At 37.8% G+C, this 25,662-nt stretch carries 19 protein-coding genes; 5 read left to right on the plus strand and 14 right to left on the minus strand.

Annotation, left to right across the window (positions count from 1 at the left end; all coding sequences use genetic code 11):
- Window positions 1–19: 19 nt before the first annotated feature.
- Window positions 20–1,315 carry an MgtC/SapB family protein gene (locus MST17_RS08355; protein WP_180027387.1) on the minus strand — a complete coding sequence of 432 codons (1,296 nt, stop codon included), beginning with the start codon at window positions 1,313–1,315 and terminating at the stop codon, window positions 20–22.
- A gap of 287 nt (window positions 1,316–1,602) precedes the next feature.
- On the opposite strand from MST17_RS08355, the gene MST17_RS08360 reads away from it, so the two are divergent.
- On the plus strand, window positions 1,603–2,349 hold the full coding sequence (locus MST17_RS08360) for an IS5 family transposase (RefSeq protein WP_026056797.1): 747 nt from the start codon (window positions 1,603–1,605) through the stop codon (window positions 2,347–2,349).
- Window positions 2,350–2,451: 102 nt separating this feature from the next.
- Here the strand turns inward: MST17_RS08360 and MST17_RS08365 are convergent, their stop codons facing one another.
- From MST17_RS08365 to MST17_RS08425, 13 genes are all read right to left on the minus strand, one after another.
- Window positions 2,452–3,339: a DMT family transporter gene (locus MST17_RS08365; RefSeq protein WP_180027194.1), complete on the minus strand. Its 888-nt coding sequence runs from the start codon at window positions 3,337–3,339 to the stop codon at window positions 2,452–2,454.
- 241 nt (window positions 3,340–3,580) lie between these two features.
- A complete protein-coding gene (locus MST17_RS08370; protein ID WP_180027195.1) occupies window positions 3,581–5,209 on the minus strand; it encodes a long-chain-fatty-acid--CoA ligase in 1,629 nt (542 codons plus the stop codon).
- 400 nt (window positions 5,210–5,609) lie between these two features.
- Window positions 5,610–6,356 carry an OmpA family protein gene (locus MST17_RS08375; protein WP_227591916.1) on the minus strand — a complete coding sequence of 249 codons (747 nt, stop codon included), beginning with the start codon at window positions 6,354–6,356 and terminating at the stop codon, window positions 5,610–5,612.
- 20 nt (window positions 6,357–6,376) lie between these two features.
- Window positions 6,377–7,336 carry a type VI secretion system-associated protein TagF gene (tagF, locus tag MST17_RS08380; protein WP_078190765.1) on the minus strand — a complete coding sequence of 320 codons (960 nt, stop codon included), beginning with the start codon at window positions 7,334–7,336 and terminating at the stop codon, window positions 6,377–6,379.
- Window positions 7,337–7,393: 57 nt separating this feature from the next.
- Entirely contained in the window at window positions 7,394–11,224 is a 3,831-nt protein-coding gene (gene tssM / locus MST17_RS08385; RefSeq protein WP_180008120.1) for a type VI secretion system membrane subunit TssM, read from the minus strand.
- Between the two features lie 28 nt (window positions 11,225–11,252).
- Window positions 11,253–12,698 (minus strand): hypothetical protein, encoded by a 1,446-nt coding sequence (locus MST17_RS08390; protein ID WP_168379477.1) that lies wholly within the window; start codon window positions 12,696–12,698, stop codon window positions 11,253–11,255.
- A gap of 2 nt (window positions 12,699–12,700) precedes the next feature.
- On the minus strand, window positions 12,701–13,693 hold the full coding sequence (tssG, locus tag MST17_RS08395) for a type VI secretion system baseplate subunit TssG (RefSeq protein WP_168379478.1): 993 nt from the start codon (window positions 13,691–13,693) through the stop codon (window positions 12,701–12,703).
- Complete coding sequence (gene tssF / locus MST17_RS08400) at window positions 13,657–15,465, minus strand: type VI secretion system baseplate subunit TssF (protein ID WP_180027196.1); 1,809 nt, start codon at window positions 15,463–15,465, stop codon at window positions 13,657–13,659. The genes tssG and tssF overlap by 37 nt, the downstream gene beginning before the upstream one ends.
- 15 nt (window positions 15,466–15,480) lie before the next feature.
- Complete coding sequence (gene tssE, locus MST17_RS08405; RefSeq protein WP_078190770.1) at window positions 15,481–15,957, minus strand: type VI secretion system baseplate subunit TssE; 477 nt, start codon at window positions 15,955–15,957, stop codon at window positions 15,481–15,483.
- Window positions 15,958–16,027: 70 nt separating this feature from the next.
- Window positions 16,028–16,531, minus strand: a complete 504-nt coding sequence (locus MST17_RS08410; RefSeq protein ID WP_078190771.1) for a type VI secretion system tube protein Hcp — start codon at window positions 16,529–16,531, stop codon at window positions 16,028–16,030.
- A 48-nt stretch (window positions 16,532–16,579) separates the two neighbouring features.
- Window positions 16,580–18,064: a type VI secretion system contractile sheath large subunit gene (tssC, locus tag MST17_RS08415; protein ID WP_180022645.1), complete on the minus strand. Its 1,485-nt coding sequence runs from the start codon at window positions 18,062–18,064 to the stop codon at window positions 16,580–16,582.
- Window positions 18,057–18,560 carry a type VI secretion system contractile sheath small subunit gene (tssB, locus tag MST17_RS08420; protein WP_078193364.1) on the minus strand — a complete coding sequence of 168 codons (504 nt, stop codon included), beginning with the start codon at window positions 18,558–18,560 and terminating at the stop codon, window positions 18,057–18,059. Before tssB ends, tssC begins: the two co-directional genes overlap by 8 nt.
- A 15-nt stretch (window positions 18,561–18,575) precedes the next feature.
- Window positions 18,576–19,271 (minus strand): hypothetical protein, encoded by a 696-nt coding sequence (locus tag MST17_RS08425; RefSeq protein ID WP_111885475.1) that lies wholly within the window; start codon window positions 19,269–19,271, stop codon window positions 18,576–18,578.
- Window positions 19,272–19,652: 381 nt separating this feature from the next.
- Here MST17_RS08425 and tssH point away from each other — a divergent pair, with 381 nt between their 5' ends.
- The 4 genes from tssH to icmH are packed head-to-tail and all read left to right on the plus strand — an operon-like array spanning window position 19,653 to window position 25,658.
- A complete protein-coding gene (gene tssH / locus MST17_RS08430; RefSeq protein WP_180027197.1) occupies window positions 19,653–22,325 on the plus strand; it encodes a type VI secretion system ATPase TssH in 2,673 nt (890 codons plus the stop codon).
- A gap of 19 nt (window positions 22,326–22,344) precedes the next feature.
- Complete coding sequence (gene tssA / locus MST17_RS08435; protein WP_180027198.1) at window positions 22,345–23,475, plus strand: type VI secretion system protein TssA; 1,131 nt, start codon at window positions 22,345–22,347, stop codon at window positions 23,473–23,475.
- Window positions 23,476–23,480: 5 nt separating this feature from the next.
- Complete coding sequence (tssK, locus tag MST17_RS08440; protein ID WP_180027199.1) at window positions 23,481–24,845, plus strand: type VI secretion system baseplate subunit TssK; 1,365 nt, start codon at window positions 23,481–23,483, stop codon at window positions 24,843–24,845.
- A 9-nt stretch (window positions 24,846–24,854) separates the two neighbouring features.
- Window positions 24,855–25,658: a type IVB secretion system protein IcmH/DotU gene (gene icmH / locus MST17_RS08445; RefSeq protein WP_111885479.1), complete on the plus strand. Its 804-nt coding sequence runs from the start codon at window positions 24,855–24,857 to the stop codon at window positions 25,656–25,658.
- The last annotated feature ends 4 nt before the right edge of the window (window positions 25,659–25,662 follow it).

Genomic DNA, 25,662 nt, shown 5'->3' on the forward strand with positions numbered 1-25,662 from the left:
AAGCAGTCACTTGGCTCATTTATCTTAAACTGAATAGCAAAACCGCGATTAGGCACAGAATATGAAGTAACTGTGTTGGTGCAAAATATAGAAAATATTTCCAGCCACCTGTGAGAAATGCATTCACACATTTTGAAATCGCATGGGCTGATAATCCAATCACCACAGCATAAACCAATGTTAAATTGTCGATATTACCTTGCATCACCACGGTTGCCATAGCTGCATGGACTTCAAAGAGTGATGCCAATAATGTCCCTAAAATTAAGCCTTTATCACCTAAAGCGAGATTTAATCCATAAACAAGTGCTTGGATCAAAGTAAGCGTGATGGCAATGATTGCCGCCTGTTTTAAGCTAAACATTCGACTATCAGTATTTTCTAACGGCACTGTTTCATTCGCCTCTACACGAAGCATTTCAGGTTCTGACTCTTTATTATGCTGTTGAGATGAGCCATAAATCAGATATAACGCAGCAAGGACCAATATCAAGATGCTGACGATACTTGGTATAACTAATATTTTAAACCAGGCAAAACTCACCCCAAGGACAATGATCAAAAGTTGAACCAATGTCGCAACACATGAAAAAAGTCCTGCCCCTGCATTACTTTTGGCACTGGCTTTTCCTGCTCGCACTTCCATGCCTAAGCTTGCGATTGTTGCTGTGCTCGACACAAAACCTGATGCCAAGGCCGATAAAATAATGGCTTTATCAGAAGATAGAAGCCGCTTGGCGATGTGCGCTAATGACTGCACCACCAAGATCAATATCAGTAATTTTAAAATCACATAGGGATTTAATACTGAACCCCAATAGGCTTGATTTGGAGTTAAAGGTAAGGCAATTAGGATCAATGCCAGTAAAAAGACCCCATCTCTTAACTCATAGTCTTTGATCCAATGCGCTGCAAAATGATGTAAGCCTTTTTTTCCAAATAATATGAGGGTCAGCACGACAGCCAAACACGCAGCAAGTGGAATATTAAAAACACAAGCGGCACCGATCAAATAAGTCATGACAAAAGCAAGTTCTGTGGTTGTTCCAATATCTTGTTTTTGTTGACTTAATCCATAATAGCTAAACATACTGACGACAATTGCACCGATCACACCAACAGCTAAATGGATTAAAAAACACAATGCTCCAAACAACGCACAAATGGTAAATGAGCGTAAACCGGCAAAGCTCTGTTCACTGTCCAAATTGTTGTTACGTTGACGCTCCAAACCGATGAGCAATCCACAGCCTAAAGCCGAAGCTAAAATAGTTAACAATGCTGGGAAGGATAATGTTTGTATGAGTATTTCCAAATTTAAGCCCTCCCATCAATACATTGTTTATATTGGCAATATAAATAAAAAATAATAAAAAAAATTTAACGCTAAAATTTGAAAAATAAATATATAGATTGAACAACTTGAGCATTTTCAATCATGTTCAAAGTTTAGTCATCCTTTAAATCATAAACAATTCCATGATAAATATCTTAGTAAACATTAATTTTTCCCATATTTTAATTAGGGTCTGTTGACATTTGTTGATTAAAAAAATAGCGAGATAGTAAAATTAAATCGCCAAACCCAATTTTACACTCGCTATGCCTCGAACAATGCTAAATGATCAACACTGGTCCAAGTTACTTGCTATTTTCCGTCACTTTAATATTTATCTCAAATTAAATTTACGGAATTTTATTGAAGCGATTTTATTTCGAATTAGAACAGGCTGTCCTTGGCGTGATTTACCTCAAGAGTTTGGTAAATCAAATTCTATTTTTAAGAAATATAATCGATGGTCTAAAAATAGTAAGTTTATGAATATTTTTAAATTATTCAGCCAGCATGCTGATAAAGAGTGGATTTTTATCGATGGGAGCCATGTACGAGCGCATCAACATTCAGCTGGTATTAAGAATCAAAGTATTTCCAAAAGTATTGGTGGTAATAGTTCAAAAATACATTTAGCAATCGATTCAAATGGTAATCCTATTGAATTTATTATTTCAGATGGAACTTCACATGATATTAAGGTTGCACCTGATCTTGTATCAAAATTAGATTTAACAGAGTCAGAAATGCTATGTGCAGATAAAGGCTATGATTCAGAAAGTTTCAGAAAGAAAATTAGAGAAAGTAATACGAAAGCAAACATTCCTCGAAGATCAAATGCCAAATCTAGCAATGATGATATGGACTGGTATATGTATAAAATCAGACATTTAGTTGAAAATGCATTTTGTAGATTAAAACAATTTAGAGGAATTGCCACAAGATACGATAAGCTAAAACGTAACTATCAAAGCGCTGTTGCTTTAGCTTGTATATTTATATGGTTGCCTCTTTAGCTCAATTTATCGGCTGTAAATGTCAACACACCCTAAAAATATATTCGAAAAACTGACTTAAATTCGGCCTTTATTTGCTTTCATGACTGTTTAAAGCACACATTAAGCCCAAATCACCATAATGGCCGCAATCACCACTAAGGCTAATCCCCAATGATCGGTTCTAGCGAGTTTTTCCTTAAAGAAATAGGCAGAGATTAATAGACTAAATAATATTTCGATTTGACCTAGGGTTTTAACAATCGCAACCGTCTGCATACTCATAGCAGTAAACCAGCCCAAAGACGCTAGAAAACTACAGACACTAACGCGAAAGGTCAGACCGACTCTCTCCCACATGGCAATGAGCGTTTTACGGCTAAATAGACTGAGGTACAGCAGCATAATCACACATTGAAAGCCAATTACACTCAACAGTACCCACGCCGCACGATGCAAAGTCGGTAAATCACTTAGCTCTAAACTGGCTTCACGAACCAATAAAGAGGTAATAGCAAAACTTAATCCACTCCCTACACCAATGCATAACGTTGGCAGAGATAATTTTTGTCGTTGAGAACCCTTGCTTAAAAGAAAAACGGCTATGCCACCAACCAAAACACCAATCCAACCAAATAAACTTAAATGTTCACTTAAGAAAATCACCCCCACTATGGCCGCAAAGATGGCTTCACTTTTCGCTAAACCGACACCGATGGCATAATTCTTTTGTTTAAAAAGCAAGACCATTAAAATCGTCGCTAAAATTTGACTTAGTCCAGCAATCACCACATAGACCCAAAACATAGGTGTAAATGTGGTCACCTGAGTCACAGGCTGTTGTTGGTACAACACGAACAAATAAATGCAGGCAAATGGGAGCCCAAAAATAAACCGTGCAAGGGTGACACCATACACATCAACAGTGGTACTGAGTTGCTTTTGAAATGCATTGCGCCATGACTGCATAAAAGCAGCCATTAAAGTGAATAAGATCCAAACTTGAAACATAAGAAAGGTGGTTTAACGGTGGATGCCTCATCAATTTACGCTTTTATTGAATTGAATGCGACCCAACACGGCTAGATTATTCATTGAACTTGGTTATGGATTCGTTGAAAAAAATTTATTTAAAAACCTCATATTAAGCATATGGTATTTATCAAAATTTAAGTTTTTATAAAAAAACGCAAAGGCATGTTACCTTTGCGTTTTGCTCCTTACCAACATTTAGTTAGTGACTTATATTAAGTTAGCTTTCTAGTAATACAGCACCAAATTGCTCACGTAGATCTTTTTTCAGCATTTTACCTGTTCCACTCAATGGAATAGCATCCACGAAAATCACTTTATCTGGCACCTGCCATTTAGCGACTTTATCTGCATAATAATCCAAAATTTCTGTATCAGATAAATCGACATCTGGCTTTTTAATTGCAATCAATACAGGACGCTCATCCCATTTTGGATGGGTTGCTGCAATCACTGCCGCCATTGCAATTTTAGGATGTCCCATAGCTAAATTTTCTAACTCAACGGAAGAAATCCATTCACCGCCCGATTTGATCAAATCTTTTGAACGGTCACTAATTTTTAAGAAACCATCTTCGTTCAGGGTTGCAATATCCCCGGTATCAAACCAACCATCTGAGGTTAATGCAGATTCTGTTTTGCCAAAGTAATTGCCAATAATCCAATGCCCTTGGATCTGTAAATTACCCGTCGTTTCGCCATCACGTGCAACTTCGTGTGTACCGTTTTCTTCATCGGTAATACGTAAATCGACCCCGAATGGTGGACGACCTTGAGACAATCTTACTTGTAATTGTTCTTCTTCAGATAATAATAAATGTTTGGCTTTAAACTGGTTTGAAGAACCTAATGGACTGGTTTCAGTCATCCCCCAAGCATGAATCGTTTCACAGTTAAATTGTTCTTTAAAGACTTTTAACATCGCAGGAGGACAAGCAGATCCACCAACCACATTACGCACTAAACTTTGGAGCTGACTGCCCGCTTGCTGCGCAGCATTGATTAATCCCTGCCAAATCGTTGGAACACCCAATGCAACGGATACTTTATAGTCATCAATCATTTGCGTCAGGCTTGCTCCATCTAAACCTGGGCCTGGCAGCACTAAAGTACATCCCACCATTGCCGCAGCATATGGCGTACCCCATGCATTGACATGGAACATCGGCACAACAGGCATCATAATATCTCGCGCTGAGATATTTAATGAATCCGGCATACAAATCGCATAACTGTGTAAGACTGTTGAACGATGACTATACAACACGCCTTTCGGATTGCCTGTGGTACCCGAGGTATAACATAACGAACTAGCCGATAATTCATCTAATTCTGGCCATGTATAGTCTGCAGATTGCGCCGCGATGAGTTCATCATAAAATTTAACTTCTGGCACCGCTTCGATAATTGCTGCATCTGGTGCATCTAAACAAATAAAATGTTCAACAGATTTTAATAGTGGTTTTACTGCTTTGATTAAAGGCAAAAAGGTTTTATCAAATAACATGACGCGGTCTGCGGCATCATTGATGATAAAAATTAATTGTTCTGGAAATAAACGCGGATTAATGGTGTGACAAACATAGCCGCTACCTGAAATAGCGTACCAAGACTCTAAATGACGGTGGTTATTCCAAGCGATGGTCGCAACACGATCCCCTAAATTTAAACCGAGAGATGCAAGAACATTAGCAAATCGTTTTGAATTTTTATGGACATCACCCCAAGTGGTTTTCGTAATCGTCGTGTCTGTATTTTTTGAAATTACTAAACTATCCGCATGATAGCGACCCGCATGTTCAATCATGCTACTAATCAAAAGCGGTTTAAACATCATATTACCAAGCATTCTTTGCTCCCACATTCATCCATATTGAGTTGTTGTTTTTCCGCACTGTCCTGCAGATTTTTTAAAACTTTGCACCATGTCAAAAGTGATTATTCTTCATCGACAAGGTTGAAAGCAGTAGATATGAAACGCATATCCAAAACTGATTCTTATGTTTTAACCTTAATTGATTTTAGAATCCACTGTTTTATTGCTCAAAATATGAATGCTTTAGTGGTATAAAATGCAAAAATTAAAGCTTTAGCCCTATTCAAAATATAGTCTTATTTAGTTATAACACTGCTGCTTTAAAAAATGTCGTTTTCAGTTATCAAATAATCGACTGAGTCAATTGGCATAAAAAAACCCAGTCTAGATACACTGGGTTCAATCGTCGCATTAGCCGTTGTAGTTACAATAGTTACAGCACTTCAAACTCAATACGACGGTTTTTCTTACGGCCTTCAGGCGTAGCATTGTCTGCCACAGGCTTATTTGAGCCCATCCCTTCAGTACTTAAGTTCGCCGCTGCAATATTTTTTGAAATCAGGTAGTTTTTAACTGCATTAGCACGATCTTGGCTTAAACTTAAGTTTTTCTCAGGATTCCCTGAGCTGTCTGTGTGACCAATAATTCGTACTTTTTTCCCACCGACGCGATTCAGTGCGATAACCATTTCATCTAAGATCTGTACCCCAGATGGTGCTAAAATCGCGCTTCCAGATTCAAATTCAATAATACGATTACGTAAAGCCGCATCAATAATGGCCTGTTCAGCCTGATTGACAGAAAGCTGTGCATTGAAACGAAAAGGTGCTGTGACCAAAGACTGAAACTTGGTGGTCGTGGGTTGGATATCATTTTGATTTGACATCTTTCCACTTAAATCGACTTGCGTTCCGCGTACAGAGAGTTTGCCCTGTTTTACTTTTTTTAAGTCGTCATTAATCATTTGGCTTACGCTATTACCCCAGCCATTGGGTGCGGTAACTGCTCGAACCTGAATTTTATCAACCACATTTGCCTGACCATAGGTCAAATAGGCTTTATTTAATATTTCTTGCTTGGTTGCTTCATTCGGTACAGCGCCTTCAATCACAATAGGCTCTGCCCAAAGCAAAGTCGAACAACCTAAAATGCATACACTCGCAATAAATTTGGGCAACATTGGTAAGATTCTTTGCATCATTATTCTTCTATAAAAGTCTGTCTAAAAAGTTTAATGCCATGAATAAGGCTGATCTGACGCTCACTCAAAGACTGTTCCAAAACGGCTAAGCCTGCATTTTGTTCAAGATAAGGATCAATCCAACTAGCATCAATCAAGGAAACCCAATGATCACTTTGCATGTTTTGGGTAAATACATCACTCAGCGCTGTAATATCAGCGCCTTGAAAACCAAACAGTAAAACTGGCGAATCACTGTGTAGGATGCCAATGAGTAATTCAGCATCTTGGTTTTCGACAAAGCGACTAATTAAATTGACCCAAAAAGCCGCAATTTCATAACAGTAACTAATATTATTGATCGGTAAGATCAACACTTTATTCAACCGAGACGTACCCTGATGAATAATCGGTTGTAGCAGCAAACCGAGACCAATCATGCTTTGCGCCAGCTGATACGGCGTAAAATTCAATAAACGTGCAAATGAATGCAAAGTATGATGCTCATAAAAAGAAGAGGTTTCTTCTGTTCCGAACACTTGGATTTCGTTATTTAATTTACCTAATTTATCGAGCAAAATATCGGGATCGCGAATAGAACGCATCACTCGGTTACGCTGATATAAGTCAATCAAAGTCTGTTTATAACGATATGGTGCATACAAAATATTATCGAAAGGATCATCGATTTCTAGCAGATGAGCCAGCACCATTGGAAATTGACGCTTTGAACTGTCTTCACTACTAATCAAATTGGCAACCAAAAAACGCTTATCTTTTGGACTGGCAATAAAGAAATCTAATGAAGGCAGTGAGTTATACGCTGCATTAAAATTGTCTGAACGCATAGCGAACTCAAGCGCCTCCGTGATCCACTGATCAATTAACTGAATCAGTGAATATTGTTCACGGCTCTTTAAGAAGTCACCACGAGCTGGACATTTTCCATAATACAGCGGTGTCGTTCTCACTTCATACATCGTCACACTCCTTGTTCTTTTGCACGAATGCCACCGCTCTCATTTTTAAATTCATCATCATGGTGTTGCTGTTCCTTGTACAACACTCATCGGTGAAGTCGCTGGCGCTACAGGCGCTTGTCCTGCAGGCATCGTTTGCGCTGCGACGACACGAACACCTTTATTCGTCACCACTTGATCAACAAGAGTCATACCTGAATAGCCTGAACCTGTAGTTGGGCCAGATGCGTTACCACTAATCAAACGGAAGTTCACTTTAACAAACACTTTTGGATTTTGTTTGCTACGCCACACCATTTCAAATGAATTACCATTTTGTGTACGCTGAGCGCCTTCAACCAATCGGTTAATACCATATTCACCCGGCTCATCAAAAATCGTATGCGTTTGACCTTCCAAGTCAATTGCAGTAATACGTGCACCCGGAATTGCCCCTTTATTTGGCCAAACGAAGTTCACCCATTGCTGAACACCGTTTTCATACACCATACGCTGACCATCAATATCAATGGTATATGAAAGCAACTGTGTATTTTCTAATGGGAAGAACTGGAAGTTCGATTGATTGGTTGCCGCAGGTGCTGCTTGACTCAATTCCCCTGTAGCAACGCCATTACTTGGCGCAACATAGCGTTGGAAATTCGCTACAAATTGTGGATTTAACCCTATACCCAAATCTTTCCATGTTTTCGTGGTTAAGGTATAGCCACGACGAATCACCAATGGATCTAAATATTCTTTTACAAAGCGCGCGATACTTCCGTTTTCACCAAAAATTTGGCTAATTTCATTACTGGTCGCTTGTAAAGTGGCATTGCTATTAAATGGATATTTAGGTGCAAGATTGGTTGTAAATGGTTGATACGCCTGCATTGCCCATAATTTATTAATTTCGTTTTGAGCTGGAATCAAAAGAACTTCAAATGACTGAGTCACCGGCTGCATAAAGAGTTTTTGAATCAATTGTTGATCTAATTCATTTAGACCCACAGACATTTTTTCATCCACAAATTTTTGCGTGCTATTAAAGACAGAGCTTTGATCATTGATGGTTTGTTTCACCAATGTCATGCTTGCAGGGCCCATATCACCACCACTCTTTAAGTCATTGAACTTACTACGTACTTGACTCAAAGACAGCATGTATTCATCTAAAATAGATTTGTTTTGCTGATCATCACGCTTACGAACCAATTGATAGAACACATCAAATTCTTTTGCAATAACACCTTGACCGGCTTTTGAAGCCACTTGCTGTGCCTGCTGCGCATCATCACGGCTAAGGACTTTACGTTTAAACCACGCAATAAAGCCTTTCTGAGGTGCAGCCAGTTCTGCTTGAACAATTGGATTATCCCAACTGGTTTCTTTCGCAATACGGTCAACCACTTTACGAATTGGCGAATTTTCAGGTTCACCTAAAATATCGATAAAACGTGACTGCTGAGCGACATCTGCGCCTTTGCCATAATGCACAGCATTTAAGAATTTACGCCATTCAGCGATATATTCCTGCTTATAAAGTTCGGTTAACTGTTTACTGATCTGATCTGGACTGCCACTAAATGTCAGGTCATCAGAACGATTGGTATTGAGTACCCAATCTTGAGTATCCGTCGGATTATTCGCTGCTTGGTTAATCGCATCTTTTACATAATCATTCCATGCTTGGTAAGTAAAGATACCCGGCAAGGCATAACTACCCAACATGCTATTTTGGCCTGTTTCACCTAAAATTTGCTTCACTGTCACTGCAGGGAAACGTACTGAACCACGCATTTTAATTTCATTATAAACGCGGTCACGTGCAGGAATGCCCATAGTAACAGCCGTCAATAATTGACGTGTTTGATCAACCAATAAAGGATCAGATTCCATTTGCGGGAACGCAGGATCAGCAGCTAAAGTCATCGCATAAGATAAAACTTGTTCGGCTTTTTGAATCATTTCCCCACGTGGCATTTGACCACGATTTGAATCTAACCATGAACGCCAAAAACGAGTGACTTGATCACTCAAATGGCTCGATTCCATATATTTATGATTGCTCATCATCAAATACGCCTTCAGTGCATTATATGCATCCTGAGGGTTAGTATCTGATGGTTCTAAATAGGGCTGATTTGATTTCACAGCTTGAGTGATTTGCACATTGACGTGATTTTCTTTCAACGTCGCTTCATTGGCTTTAACGCGCTGTAAGTACTGCGCCATATTTTGCTGAGATGGTGCCAATACAATTTGTTGAATACCTCGTAAATACTCAACTTTGAGTTTTTCACGAATTTTATTCCCTTGGTATAAACCAAAGCTATATTTCAAAGGACGATCTTCATCAAAATGATCGAGCTGCTGTAAATGCCCTTGTAATATCAGCAATGCATCCAATTGAGTCGAAAGCTCACTTCCGCTACGGCTTTCCATTTGTACAACTTTGTCTAGGTCTGCCTGAACTTCAGCCACGAGTTGTTGGTTATTACGATACGACCAAACCCATAATCCAAGCACCACAGCAACCAATAATAATGCAGCAATAAATGCCATAAAACGCTGACGCTTACGTGCAGGATTGATATGTTGTTTAACCAGATTTTTATCTTTTAAAATGACGGTTGAAAAGAGTCCTTTTAAGAAATAACCATGATCTTGCGAAACAGAATTTGTCGGAATGCCAAACTCACTATCCGTACTTTTCACCAAATGAAAATCTTCAGCAATTTGTTCGGTCATCGGACTTTCAATCACACCTTCTTGTAACGCACTGGTGAAATAGAACCCACGGAATACCGGTTTAAACTGATAAGGGTTGTCTTGAAACAACGTACCAATAAAAGTTTTTAACACTGGCTTTAAACTTTTAAACTCAAGTGGAAATGTCATTACACTTGGAGAAATATTTTGCGAATGACGACGACTCAAGTGCGTAGTACTGACGCTCTTCAAGCCATCGTATAAAATTGAATAATGCTTTTCGAACATCTCAACAGCATGTTCGGATGAGTCTGGATCATAAGGTAGCGTTGCACCCCAAACTTGATCAAATTCATCCTTATCATAACAATCAAAAAATTCTGTAAAGCCAGCAATCAAATCCATTTTTGAAAAAACGATATACACTGGCGCAAAAATTTCTAAACGTTCCGTCAAATCCTGTATACGTGCGCGTAAGTTTTTGGCTAATTTGATTGATTTTTCAGGACTTTGACTAACAAGCTCCGCCACAGAAACAATCACGATTAAACCGTTAATTGGTGCTTTAGAACGGTTTTTCTTTAGAATATTTAAAAAGCCTAACCATTCTGAATGGTCTTCGGCATAAACTGAATATCGACCTGCGGTATCGAGTAACACACCATCTGTAGAGAAAAACCAATCGCAGTTACGAGTACCACTTAGACCTGCCGACACCATTTTCTGATGAGTTTCTTCAAATGGAAATCTAAGACCAGAATTATAAATCGCTGAACTTTTACCCGCTGCTGGGTTACCAATCACCATGTACCAAGGTAATTCATATAGGGCTGCATTCCCCTTTTTGTCGCCGAGTTTTGATTTACGGATAAGTTGAATCGAGTCTTTCATTTGCTGATTGATCAGCGCAAGTTCTTCTTTATTTTTTTGTTTACCGTATTCAGCTTCATTATCCTTGGCAATCGCCTCAGCAAGTTCTTCGCCTTGCTGTTTATGACGATAATGCTGTACTAATTCATATATACCCCACAGAATTAATCCGAGAATATAAACAGCAACCACAATGTAAAAAGTCTTTTGCGGAATCGAATTATGCATAGCCACAATGGCCACAAAAAATGACAAAGCCACCATCGCTTTAGGATTGGTGACGTACTGCCAAACATAACCGAGGATCGTATAAAATAGTGTGTTCACAATGTTCTCAATTTCGTCTTAATTCTAATTAAACAGTTTCTTGTTCAAGTTCATCTTCTACTGAAAATGCTTGAATAAAAGCAAATGTCGATTCTTGGTCTGTGCTATAAATCATGGCAGTTAACTCTTCTGGCAAGTGCATACCCAACATGAATCCAAAAATTTTTGCCAATTGCTGGGTATTTCCAAGATTCTGTTTTGTATATAAAAAATGATAGGTTTCAATCGCGGTTTCATTAAATTTATACTGTAATTTTTTCACCACTTTCATATCCGTTGCATCATCTAACATCAATAAAAAGGGTTGTTCTTGATCATACTGATCTAAATTATTCAGTGCTTTAAGCTCTAAATGACGTTTCAACTCAGGCTCATGTGCCACCACTTGTAGCACTTTATTTGGAGTTAAACCTCGAACTTGAACGTCTGAAGCAGCCAAACACCAACTCGATGCAAACTCTGCAGCAATGTATTTTTCTTGTAACCACATCTTTTCATCAATCCATTCTTGGTCGATTTCAGAGTCAGCATTCAGAATCAAACTGACTTCAAACTTTTGTTTTGAAATCATCTCTAAAATGCTTAACCATTCTGAATAAGCGACTTGAGTGCCGATAAAATGTGGCTCGATATGAATTTGTTCGGGAATGATCGAAAATCCGTCAGAAAGATACTGCTGAATAATCTGGGCATAATCATCATTCCATTGATGAATCAAATTATCAGCAAGCAAAATATGGACATTTAAACGATTTAAACGTGAAACTTGCTGTGCATTGTTCGCCAAATGTTCTGGATGTTCATCTTGCGTATAATCTGGATCCACCCAACCCGGATGCATACGGTACTGATATGCCAATTCACTATCATAAAAGAGTGCTGATTGCTTCAGATGCTCAGCAATTAAAAATAGACTTTCAACGTGTTGCTCTAGTTGTTGCTGAATAAGTGACTGGATTCGTTTTTCACGCATGGTGATGGCACTATATTCATCATCTGCTTCTTCATTAGTGAGTTCATCTAAATCTTTGATTCGAAATGAAAGAACAGGCAAACCGTATGCATTGAATAATTTATCATCGAGTTCAGGACTTTTGAATTGTTGAATATCTTGGATAATTTGTTCATTTTCACCAAAACTATGCCAAGCCGCTGAAGAATAAACATTTAAACGAAATTGCTGTACATCAATAGGCTTCGGTTTTGCTTGTTCAATGGCATCAAGTTGTTGTTGCTCAGCTTGTTCTTCTGCACGTTTTTCAGCTTCAAGTTTTTTTTCTTTTTGATGTTGAATGCCCTTATAAATCAAATAAGGCGACAAAATAATTGCACATAAAGCGACAGGAAGAAGTAGAAAATAGGTGACCAGATCAAAAGCTGTCGGGTCATAGCCTGTATCTCGCCAGTAAAAAATCACGAAAGCAGTACACAAAACAAAAAGCGTACTAAAGGTACCAATTATTAATTTCAGCATTATTATAAATTCCCCATTAAGGCATAACAGGTTTCTGTATTATCGACCTGTTTATTCGGCTGTAAAAATGCTCCCTGAGCTAAACCAATTCCGCTCAAAGAATTTAAACACACCGGTTTTATTTCTTCTTTTTGTAAAATTAAGCGCACATCCACCATTAATGTTGGACTGCACCAAGTTTGAATCATTTGTTTTAATTTTAAGCTGCGTGACTGATTCGGTAAAAATGTTAAATAATCTTCATGATTTAAAGGTCCAATCACGATTTCAATTTTTTCGTCAATCTGTTGAATCTTTTCACCACAAAATGTATTTAGTCCCAATAAACTCGGCTGAGATCCACCTAAACATGTTCTCTGATCTTCTTCAAATACAAAAGTTTCAGGGATAAATTCTCGAATATCAAAATTCTGCTTAAAGATACAGTTCAGCATGGTTTTTAATGCATACGCTGTATTGTTTTGTCCCTGCATTAAACCTGAAAACTCTGCAAAATAATCATCTAAATCAGGCTGATCATGCTGGCTACGGATATAACCATTTAATGCATGTAAAATATCAAGATAGTGATTATCCTGCTCGATTTCATAACGAATAGGTAAATGATAATTTAAACTGGCATCAACATAATGTGCTGTTAATTTATGATTAAACAGCCCTAAAAACTTTTGTGTTTCGTGTCGCTGATGTCGCCCGCTGAGCTTAATCTTATTGGTATAACTATAAGGTAATGCACCTTGAATACCCGTTAAACCCACCATTAAATTTGTCAGTTCAACTTTTTCATCATTGAACTCTAAACTTTCAATTTCAGTATTCGGGAAGTTCAGATTAAGTGAACTATTAAACTCAAAGTCATTTGCCCAATGGACTTGAGCTGCTCCATAAGGTGCATGTCTTAACAAACGAGTGGCTTGAACAAACTCGTAGGCTTTCGGTTCTTGGAAAAGTCCGTCAATTACAGAGCTTTCTTGCCACCAACGTTCTGCACGCATTGGTATAACTCCTGTTGACTATTTGCATCAAAAACCGAGACATCGACAAAGCTGTTCATATTGACTTTTAAATTAAAGATATGTGCCAGTAATTGACTAAATATATACAGGCTATGTCCTCTAAATATATCCGCATCGATATCGAGCTGTACTTTTAAACCTCTGACAAATAAGGGAAACGGTTTACTATCCACAAGTTTCTGCGTGGTAGAAAACTGAATATTTTTTATGGAGTCGATAATAATTTGGTTTTCTTTTGATTTAGGTAAATTATACAATTCCAAAAGTTCTTTAATATGAGAGACCGCATCGCCTTTCATTAAAGACATATTATTCAAAGATAAATGTGAAATCACTCGCCACTGTTCTTGTTTATTTTGTTCAAAATAATATGGAATCGACGGACGTTTGAGCATCAGAGCACGACGTGCCAAATTACTATCATTCAGTGTTAATGCATTCTGATCTTTATTATAACTTTCGTAAGGTAACTCACGATTACTACATAGTAGTTCCGTACTAATAAAATCAGACTGAGTGCTATGCGGATCTAAAGCACGAGATATGATTGAATAGTTTAATTCCTGATGTTTATTCTTCATCTGCTGCGGATTTAAACTATAAAAAAACTGAATTTTATCTTGATGATAATGACTCATTGCAAAAAAAGGCAGTACAGGATAATACACTTCATCTTGGTTACTTTTTTCACGCACCATGTTCATTTTTAAAATGCTATAGGCTTGAAAATATTCAGGATGATGTGCGTCTGTCACCAATGGATATTCCATTCGCTTATGATTAATCTTTTGCGGCTCTGCTTGTTTATTGAAAAGATTAACAATTGGTGTAGCAAACAATTTAAAATTTGCCGCATTTAATTCTGAATAATTTCGAATCGCCGCTTGATCATTTAAATTGAGTTTAAAGTGCATTTGAACATCAAATTCACTATGTTCTAAACTTAAAAACTTAATGAAATCTAAATTTAGATTTAAAAAATTGAATTTTTCAGGAACACAAAAATATTCCATCAATAAACGATATGCATGATGCGTATGTTGATCGATAGGTAGAACACTTTGAATTTCATCAAAGCCCATAATTTCAAATGGATTGGCAATATCAAAAATGTGCTGCCCCACACGAATCGAAAAACTCGTAGTCGATTTAAAAATACTATCTAAAACCTGTAAAGGAAAATTAGAAATAGCGTCTAAAAATATCGGCAAAGTTTCATTTTTGAGTAAAGCGTGCTTATTCGAAAAAATTTCAAATCCTAAGCTCAATGTGGCATTTTGATTTAAATGCATATGTGCCGATGGATGAGTTTTGAAATTGAGCTGTTTTAATTGAATCGGTAATAAAGTGACTTCTTGTACCGTCTGATATTCACATTGAACACCACGCGTACTTTTGGCTTTTAGACTGGTCGCCTTTGGAATAACGTGTCGATCTGTTAATTGCTTAATTTTATTTATATCTTCGAAGCTCACCACAGAACATGCAGGAAATGGTTTTAAATATTGAGGAAACATCACCTCAAAAATTGATCGAGTAAAAACGTCATAACTATCTGCAAGTTTTTTATCAATCCGTGCAGAAATTAAAGAAAAGGCTTGAATTAAACGCTCAATATGCGGGTCATCTATTTGTTCTTGGTTTAAAGACAAACGCTGGGCGATTTTGGGGTATTTACTGGCAAACTCACGGGATTGTTGTCCAAATTCCTGTAGTTGTTTTTCGTAATACGGTAACAGCTCTTCAATCACAGATAACCCACTTCATTAAGCTCTTGGAGAAATAACATATTGTTGTGTTGTTGGTTTTAATAAGGCATCAAAAATAACTGGTTCGTATAAAGGATGAATATTTAAATATGCCTGAATACTTAAACATAGTGCCCCCATATTATGGCCATCCATGAGCATTTCGACTCGAATCTGTTTTAAACGCGGTTCATGTGCAGCAATCGATTGCTCAATTGACTGGCAAATTTTGTCGCGATCCGATGGATTTGCTGTCGATAAGCCCACAAAATCGATAATGCCAAATTGCAAAATAGACTTTTTTGCTAATGGAAAGTCATCAATCAGTTCATCTAACTTTGCCACCCGACTATTGAGAAGATCCTCTAAATCGGAAGCAACAGATTCACGAAGTTCTTGCAAAGACAGACCTTGAGTCTGCTGAGCATCTGCTGGTAATAAGCGGTCAAATAATGTCGTTCTAAAACCGTAAGGATAAAGCTGATCGAGATTCATATCTTCTTATAAATATTTAAAAAAATGAAAATAGAGGCTACCCAAGTTAGCCTCTATCTGAATCCATCTATTACGCTGCGTATGAAGCAGTGTTGTTAGATAATGACCACTTCTTAGTAACAGCACCTTTCGCAGTACCGTTAATATCTTGTTGGTTATATGTCCACTCTACTGCAGCATATTTCAAACCAAATGATTCGTGCGGAACACCTTCATCATTTACAGTTGGAGTCACACTAGAAACCAACACATGTTTCAGTTTGATTTGAAGATATTTAATACGTTTATCGCCATTCGCACGGTAGAAATCAATTTGAACTTCATCAAATGTATAACCTGCTGAACATGCTTCCCAAAGTTTAGGGCTTGTCGCGTCTAAATCTTTAACAAAAACCATGTCAGAATGTTCTACACGTTCTGCAGTGTGACCACCCACACTTGAAGAAGTCGCAGATTTAGGTTGACGGATGTTATGCGTCCAAGAGTTTACTTCTAACCAACTCTTGTGCTCTGCATCACGAGATTCGCCGTCTACTTTGTACTTACCACGAAATTGAATGTATATATCTTTCATTGTTCTGAATACCTATTTATTTAAAGTTATTATAGTGTTGACCCAAAATTAATTTGAGGACTGAGGTAACTCGGTCACAAGTCGTAATGAAACAGACAACTCATCCAACTGGAAATGTGGTCTTAAGAAAACCACAGATTTGTAGTGACCAGGCAAAGCTGGATTTTCTACAACTTTTACAGAAGCTTCACGCAATGGATACTGAGCTTTAGCTTCTTGAGATGCACCATCATCGAGCAATACATATTGCGATAACCATTCATTTAAGAAGGTCTCAACATTACCCGCTGATGCAAAACTACCCACTTTGTCACGCATCATTGCTTTTAAATAATGTGCAATACGTGAAACTGCCATGATGTATTGGATCTGGCTAGACAATGCAGAATTGGCATTTGCTGTATCGCTATCATATTTTTTAGGTTTTTGCGTCGATTGCGCACCGAAAAATGCAGCATAATCCGTATTTTTGCAGTGTACCAACGGAATAAAACCAAGATCACTCAGTTCTTTTTCACGACGGTCAGTAATGGCAATTTCAGTTGGGCATTTAAAGACCACTTCACCATCATTGGTTTTGAACGTATGGACAGGCAATCCTTCAACTAAACCACCACCTTCTACACCACGAATCGCAGCACACCAACCATGCATATCAAAAGCATTAGTTAAACGCGTACCAAAGGCATAAGCCGCGTTCATCCATAAATATTCATTATGGTTTTCGCCCGAAACTTCTTCAACGAAGTTAAATCCTTCAGTGGCAATACCTTCTTTTGGATCATATGGCAAACGACCCAAAACACGTGGCATTGTCAACGCAACATAACGTGCATCGTCACTTTCACGGAATGAACGCCATTGTACATATTCTGCTGTTTCAAAGATTTTAGATACATCACGCGGACGATCAATATCAGTAAAAGACTCTAGTCCCAACATATTCGGGCTAGCAGCCGAAATAAACGGTGCATGTGCAGCCGCAGCGACATGTGAAATTTGCTCAAGCAAATACATATCAGATGAAGTACGGTCAAACTCAAAGTCACCAATCAATGTTGCATAAGGCGCACCACCGAATGATCCATATTCTTCTTCATAGATTTTTTTGAACAACGTGCTTTGGTCAAAATCGGTCGCACCTTGGAAATCTTTAATCAATTCTTTTTTCGTCGTATTTAACATACGAATTTTTGTTAAAGAATTTGAAGGTGTTTCTTGGCAGAAATAATACAAACCACGCCATGTCGATTCAATTTTTTGAAATTCAGCATGGTGCATGATTTTACTTAACTGAGATGAAATCAACGCATCAATTTCAGCAATACGCTTATCAATTGATAAAGTCATATTGTCCGAAACGGTGATGGTACCTGCCATGACTTCTTTGGCAAGTTCACCGATCAGACTTTTTGCACGATCATGTTCTTGATCTGTACGCGCAATACGACTTTGTTCGACAATTGAATCTAAAAGCGAATATTCTTCAGTTGCTTCAAGGTTTGCAGCAGTTGCAGTATTAAAATTACTCATTTTCTGCCTCCACACTCAACTTACGAATTTGATCAGTGTTATGTAACACTTCATCCAGTAAATCTTCTAAGCGTTCATTATTTGAAATTTTATTACGCAAGTCAGACAGACGCTCACGCGCGGCAACTAACTTTTGTAATGGATCAACCTGTTGTACAACTTGCTCTGGAGTGAAATCAGCCATGCTCTTAAATGTAAGATCTACCGACATTTTTCCACCGTCTTCAGTCAAGGTATTCTCAACTTGAAAATTAGCACGTGGCGCTAAAGACTCCATTACTTCATCAATATTATCTAAATCAACATTAATGAATTTCTTGTCTTTTAATTTGGTTTTCTCTACTTCAGATGCCGCTGAGAAATCACCTAACACCCCTACAACGAATGGTAATTCTTTAATTTCTTTACCGTCGCCAACTTCAACATCGTAAGTCAATTGAACACGAGGAGGACGAATTCGTTGAAGTTTTTTCTGTACACTTTCACGTTTTGCCATGAGTGCTTTTCCTTGTTATTTATTTTTTAATGTATCGAAAGGTGAACCACTGGCAGCAGGTTTTTTCGCTGTAGTCTGCGTTTTTGCTGTCGTGGTAGTTTTCTTTTTGCTTGCTGCTGTAGTCGTTTGTTTAGACTTGGTAGACGCTGTATTGGTTCGTTTTTTAGCTGGTGTTGTCTGTTTAGATTTCACATTGCTCGAAGATTCTGTACTTTTTTCACGAACATCTGCTGCAGCAGACGTAGATTTATCAATCGTCGGCTGAATATAACGAATATTATCCGACAACACTTTGGCAGGAGAATAGGTCTGTTCATCTAGAGTACGATTTTCATTACTCCGCATATGATTCAGCGCATTATAAGAAATAGCGATACCTGCTAAAAAAGTGACATCAGTAAGTTCAGGCGACTGATAGTTCTTTTCTCGCAGCAGATTGACCGCTTGCAATGCTTTTAAATTGTAACCATTAGCTTGATATTTTTTGGCAATATCTACAAAGATTTCATTTTTTAAGTTCTCATTTTTCTTATTTTTTTTGTCACATAATTGATTATAAAAACCAATAATCTCTGGATCTGTATCACCTACTGCCAGTGGATAATCCTTTAAACAGGATTTTTTCACAGATGCCGCTTTATCTTTTGCAAAAACGGTTTGTGTTAAACTGGCTGCTAAAATTATAGGTAATAAAACACTAAATTTATTCAAAATTGCCTCTGTATTTCTATGTGCTAAAACTTAATTTATGTGGAGAAATCACCACTTATTTTCCCGTGTTCCCGTGGGTTTTCTCTTCATTTATCAAAATTAAAAATATGCTGCAGATTTAACAAAAAATAAGCACATAGAGTCAATACAAAAATGTGCCAAACACTCCAAAGTTTGTCGTCTATTTGTTTTTTTTTGTTTCATTTTATAAAAAAATCTTTTTCCTTTTTTTATTTAGTCTGTATTATATCGCCTAAAGCAAGACACTAATAATATATAAGGTGTTGATTTTAAAGTTTTTATTTTTATAGCAAGAAAAAAGAGATCACAGTCAAACTTGTAAAATTTCGTACTGTGGATTCTAAATTTGATGAGTTATTTATGAATAATTTAAAAGTTTTAATTACTAAACTTTCACCTCACACCCGCATTTCACTCGAAAAGTCAGCCAATACATGTATTTCACAGCAAAATTATGAAATCGAAATTGAACATTTTTTACTCGAATTATTAACCTATAACAATAAAAATGACCTCCAAATACTCTTAGAAAAATACAAAGTTTCTGCAGACGGTTTGGCAGATGACCTCAAAGAAAGTATTGCTCAACTTCCAAAAGGAAATACGCGCACTCCTATTTTTGCCCAATCCATTGTGCGCTTACTTGAACAAGCTTGGTTATTAGCATCTGCTGAACAAGATCCACAAATTCGTAGTGGTCATTTACTTGTTGCGCTCCTTACCGCGCCAGATTTATACCAAATTGCAGCAAGAGCTTCTTCTCTTTTCGATTTATTACCTATCGATACGATTAAACATAAATTTTTAGATCTTTGCCTAAAGAGCATTGAAAATGAAGATTTAGCAACAGCATCACTTGATGAAAAATCAGCAGCACAAACGAATGCAACTACGCCAGTTAAAACACCAGCTCTAGACCAATACACCATTAATCTTACTGAAAAAGCTAAAAATGGTGGCATTGATCCTGTGATTGGTCGTGAGTTTGAAATCCGCTTAATGCTCGATATTTTGATGCGTCGTCGTCAAAACAATCCGATTTTAACGGGTGAGCCTGGTGTTGGTAAAACAGCCGTTGTTGAAGGTCTGGCATTAAAAATTGCAACCAACCAAGTTCCAGATGCTTTAAAAAATGTCAGCATTCATACTTTAGATATGGGCTTACTACAAGCGGGTGCCAGTGTTAAAGGTGAATTCGAAAATCGCTTAAAACAAGTTATTCATGAAGTTCAAGCCTCTGCACATCCAATCATTTTATTTATTGATGAAGCACACACGTTGATTGGTGCGGGTGGTCAAGCAGGTCAAAATGATGCAGCAAACCTGTTAAAACCGGCGCTCGCACGTGGTGAGTTAAGAACCATTGCCGCAACCACATGGGCTGAATATAAGCAGTATTTTGAAAAAGATGCCGCATTAAGCCGACGCTTCCAAGTAATTCAGGTTGAAGAACCGACTGAAGAAGTCGCAATCGATATGCTGCGTGCCATGATTCCCGTGATGGCAAAACATTTCAATTTACAAATTGACGATGAAGCTATCGTTACTGCAGTCCATGCATCACACCGTTATATCACTGGCCGTCAATTACCTGATATAGCGATAAGTGTCTTAGATACGGCTTCTGCACGTGTTGCGTTAACGCAAAATGCACAACCAGTAAAATTGGATCAACTTCAAGCTCAATTACATAATTTGAAGCTTGAATTGGCGATTCTTGAAAATGAACATAAGAATATTCCTATTCACCACGAACGCATTGAAAATGTAAAAACACAAATATCCGCGCTTGAACAAGAGATTCAGTCGACTGAAACACAGTGGAAAAAAGAACTCGAAATCGTTCAACAGATTAAAACGCTTGAACAAGAGTCCGAGCAAAAACCAGAAAATATTGAAATTTTAAGCAATATTCGTAACCAATTGGCAACGTTACAAGGTCAAACGCCGCTGGTTTTTGAACGTGTGAATGCACAAATTATTAATGAAATCATTTCAGACTGGACCGGTATCCCAGTTGGAAAAATGGTGAATGATGAAATTCAGCAAATTTTGAAGCTTGAAACACAGTTAGAACAACGTGTGATGGGTCAAGATTATGCACTGCATCAACTGGTACAAGGCATTAAAACCTCCAAGGCAAAATTGGAAGATCCTAATAAACCTCAAGGCGTTTTCATGCTGGTTGGCCCAAGTGGTGTGGGTAAAACCGAAACAGCACTTGCGTTAGCAAACGAGTTATATGGTGGTGAGTCACATTTAATCACCATTAACATGTCTGAGTATCAAGAAGCACATACCGTGTCGTCTTTAAAAGGTTCCCCTCCGGGCTATGTCGGTTATGGCCAAGGCGGCGTACTGACAGAAGCAGTTCGCCGAAATCCATATAGTGTGGTTTTGCTCGATGAGATTGAAAAAGCACACAGCGATGTTCAAGAGCTATTCTACCAAGTATTCGATAAAGGTACTTTGGAAGATGGCGAAGGTCGTGTCATTGACTTTAAAAATACTACGATCTTATTGACTTCAAATGCAGGCTCAAGTGCCATTATGCAGGCCTGTTTAAATCAGCCAGTAGAAGAATGGCCGTCAGCAGAAGAACTTTTAGATGTATTAAAACCAGCTTTATATAAACAATTTAAGCCGGCATTTTTAGGTCGTATGCGTATTGTGCCGTATTTCCCATTGCACGATGATCTGCTCGTACGCATTATTCAGCATAAATTAGGAAAAATCACCGCGCGTATTGAAAAACAATATGGTACGCAAACACGCTATACCGATGATTTAGTCGAATTATTATTAAGTCGCTGTACTGAGGTCGATAGTGGTGCGCGTAATGTCGACAACATTTTAAATGCGACGGTCTTACCTGCTTTAGCCACTGAATTGTTGATGGCGATGAGTGAACAAAAGATTCCATCAGTCATTGAAATCGATGTCAAAGACGATGAAATTATTTATGTTTTAGATCCTAAAAGTAAACCTGCGAAAAAACGCAGCAGCAAAAAGACTAAAACCTTAGAAGCATAAGTTAGGAACGATGTAGAATATGAGTTTAGAGCTCGACGCTTTATTGCAACCGATTACGGATGATTTACCTTGCGGTAGTGATTTTTCATTTTCCAATGATTTTCATGCAATTAAAAAAGCTAAAACACAAGATGACCCACTCTTGGATCAAGGCGACTGGATCGCAGAACCGAAACAAGCAGATTGGGGCTTTGTGCACCAAAAATCGTCAGATCTACTTCGCGAACAAACTAAAGATATTCGCTTATATGGTTGGTTGCTTGAAGCGTGGACTCACATTCATGGTTTTGAAGGGATTGCCAAAGGGATTGAACTTACACAAAAAAGTTTGCAAGACTTTTGGCTGCAGCTTCATCCTGAAATTGAAGATGATGACCTTGATCAACGTCTAGGTTTATTACAAGGGATAATTAATCAAATCCCAACATTAATTAAATCAGTTTCAATCGTTCATGGCGCGGCAGCTTATTCCCTATCCGACTATGATCGACTACTTCATGTTCAAAACCAAAGACGTAAATCCAACCATGAAGATGATGATCAAGAAGAGTCTTTTAATGGTATGGAACAGTTTGAACATGCCTTGTTCAATACGTCAAAATCAATTCAATACCAGTATTACCAACAGTTTTTAGATATTTTAAACCATTGGGAAAACTTAAAAACGACTCTTGATGATTTGATGGGTTTAGATGCGCCAAGCTTTGCTGGCATTGACTCTCAAATCGAAATGATTCACTTGAGCTTGAAAAAAATCTATAAAGCAGATGCTTTTATCAATTCATCGAGCGCTGAACAGGTTCAATCAAATTCTCCAATTGAAAGCCAGACACTTTCCACTGTAACTTCCGTGCAGAATGATATGCAAATAATACAACAACAGCATACACAGCAATTTAAACCTCAAGTGCAAAATCATCTTGAAAATCGTGAACAAGCCATGAAAGTCTTGCAAGATATTGCTGACTATTTTCAAGTGAATGAGCCGCATAGCCCTGTTAGTTATATGCTGCAAAAAACCATTAAATGGTCACAAATGCCACTGCATGAATGGTTAACCCATGTGATTAAGGATGAAAACCCTCTTGAAGCTGTACAAGAAATGTTAGGTGTTCAGCAACAAAGCAATGAATCGAATAGCGACTGGTAAAAACAATGTTTAAAGCAGAAAAAATTTTATGGGGCGAAGGATTATTTTTACGCCCACAACACTTTCAATTACAAGATGCTTATCATGAACAGCGTTTAAACCATACGGTTCGCGCAACGATACCGTTCGCTTATGGTATTCAAAGTTTAAATTTTGATGAATCACAACTCAGTACCAATACTTTGGCTTTGAATAAAGTTGAAATGATTTGGCAAGATGGCGAGATTTATCAAGCACCTGCACAAGATTTATTACCAGAGCCCGTGCTACTCGACTCATTAAATTTACGCGGCGAAATGCAAATTTATTTGGCATTACCGATTGTTCAACCGAATAAGCGAAACGTCAATTTTGAAGAAAATACCCAATCGAGTCGCTATCATTCACATTTGACTGAAACTCATGATTTATTTACAGATGCAACGGCTGCTGAAATTACTTTATTACGCCGCCGTGCAGAGTTTAAAATCTTTGAATTAGGCCAAGAACCACAGCACAATCTTGATGGTTTTCTTTACATGCCTATTGGCCGAATTAAGCGCCAAAGTTCTGGTAATTTTGTTTTAGATTATCAATTTATCCCACCAATATTACATATTAGCTCGTGTGATTCGCTGATTACTGGGCTTAAACGAACGCTCAATATCATCAAGGCTAAAATTAAAACCATTCAATCGAATAATCGTGAAAACGAACAAAAGTTAATTGAATTCCGTTCAGGCGATATTGTGTCGTTTTGGTTGGTTAATGCGCTGAATACTGCACATGCGACCTTAAATCATTTATTGCAATATCCACTGATTCATCCTGAACGTTTGTATTTTGAATTATTGCGTCTGACAGGTTCCTTGCTCACCTTCTCGACAGCTTACGAAGTAGATCAGCTTCCACAGTATCAACATCATAATTTGCAAGAAAGTTTTGCTCAATTAGATGTGATTTTACGTGAGTTGCTCGATACGATTATTTCAAATCGATATATCAGTATTAACTTGAAAGAAACCCGTCAATCCTACTGGGTGGGCAGTCTTGAAAGTGACAAAATTACTCGCGATTCTCGCCTGTATTTAGCTGTTTCAAGTAGCGTGATGCCTACACATGACATTATTTCTTATGTACCGCTGCGCTTTAAAGTCGGCAATACTGTCGATGTTGAACAGCGCGTCATGGCAGCCTTACCGGCTGTTCCATTGCAACATATGATGCAAGTGCCAACAGCAATTCCAGTACGTTCAGGTGTGAGTTATTTTGAAGTTGAGCCAAATAATGATTTGTATCAACGTATGCTTGATTCTGAATCCATCTGCGTATACATACCAGCTGGTTTCCAAGATATCTCGATTGAACTTATTGCAGTGATGAATGGTTAAGGAGCAATCATGAATATTTCAAATAATGCCCCTTCACTTTTTGACGACGGTCAAATTGGATTAGGCTCTTCAAAACCAAGTGCTGAACCGAAAATCAACAGTTCAACTAATTTAGTTGATCTACTGCATGATGGTTTTTACATTGTTTTCTTACTCAAAAATCAATATGTTCCATCAAGCCCTGAAAGCTTCAGGACAAAAATTATGGATCTATTAAACCGATTTGAAAGCCAAGCTCGTAAGCTTCAATTCAGCAATGAAGATATCACGGACGCAAAATATGCTTATTGCGCTTTACTGGATGAAACCATTGTCACCCAACAAGATGCTCGCTTTTTTGATTTACAAAACAATTGGATGATGAATCCACTGCAATTAAGTCTTTTTGGTTCTCAGCTAGCTGGTTATCGTTTTTTTGAAAATTTAGAGCAAATTCGTTCTAAAAATAAAGATCGATTAGCTGCACTTGAAGTTTATCATTACTGCATGCTCCTTGGTTTTCATGGTAAATACCGCCTTGAATCGATTGAAATGCTCAATTCACTCGTTGCACGTGTCGGCGATGAAATTGATTATATGAAAGGTAAAAAGGCGTTTTCGCCTTTCGCGGCATTACCGGATCAAATTAAAAACATTATTCACCGTGAATTACCATTTTTTTGGATCATTATCTTTTGGGCTTTGTTTGCTGTATTAGCATTTGGTGGACTGAGATATATGTTATCTAGCCAAAATAATCAGGCGTTATCACAATATCAAAACGTCATAACTGCCCCATCGGAACAGGCTTATATCACCATTCATTTACCATAAGACT

It is taken from the genome of Acinetobacter sp. YH16056_T (assembly GCF_024605895.1).
Classification (GTDB): domain Bacteria; phylum Pseudomonadota; class Gammaproteobacteria; order Pseudomonadales; family Moraxellaceae; genus Acinetobacter; species Acinetobacter amyesii.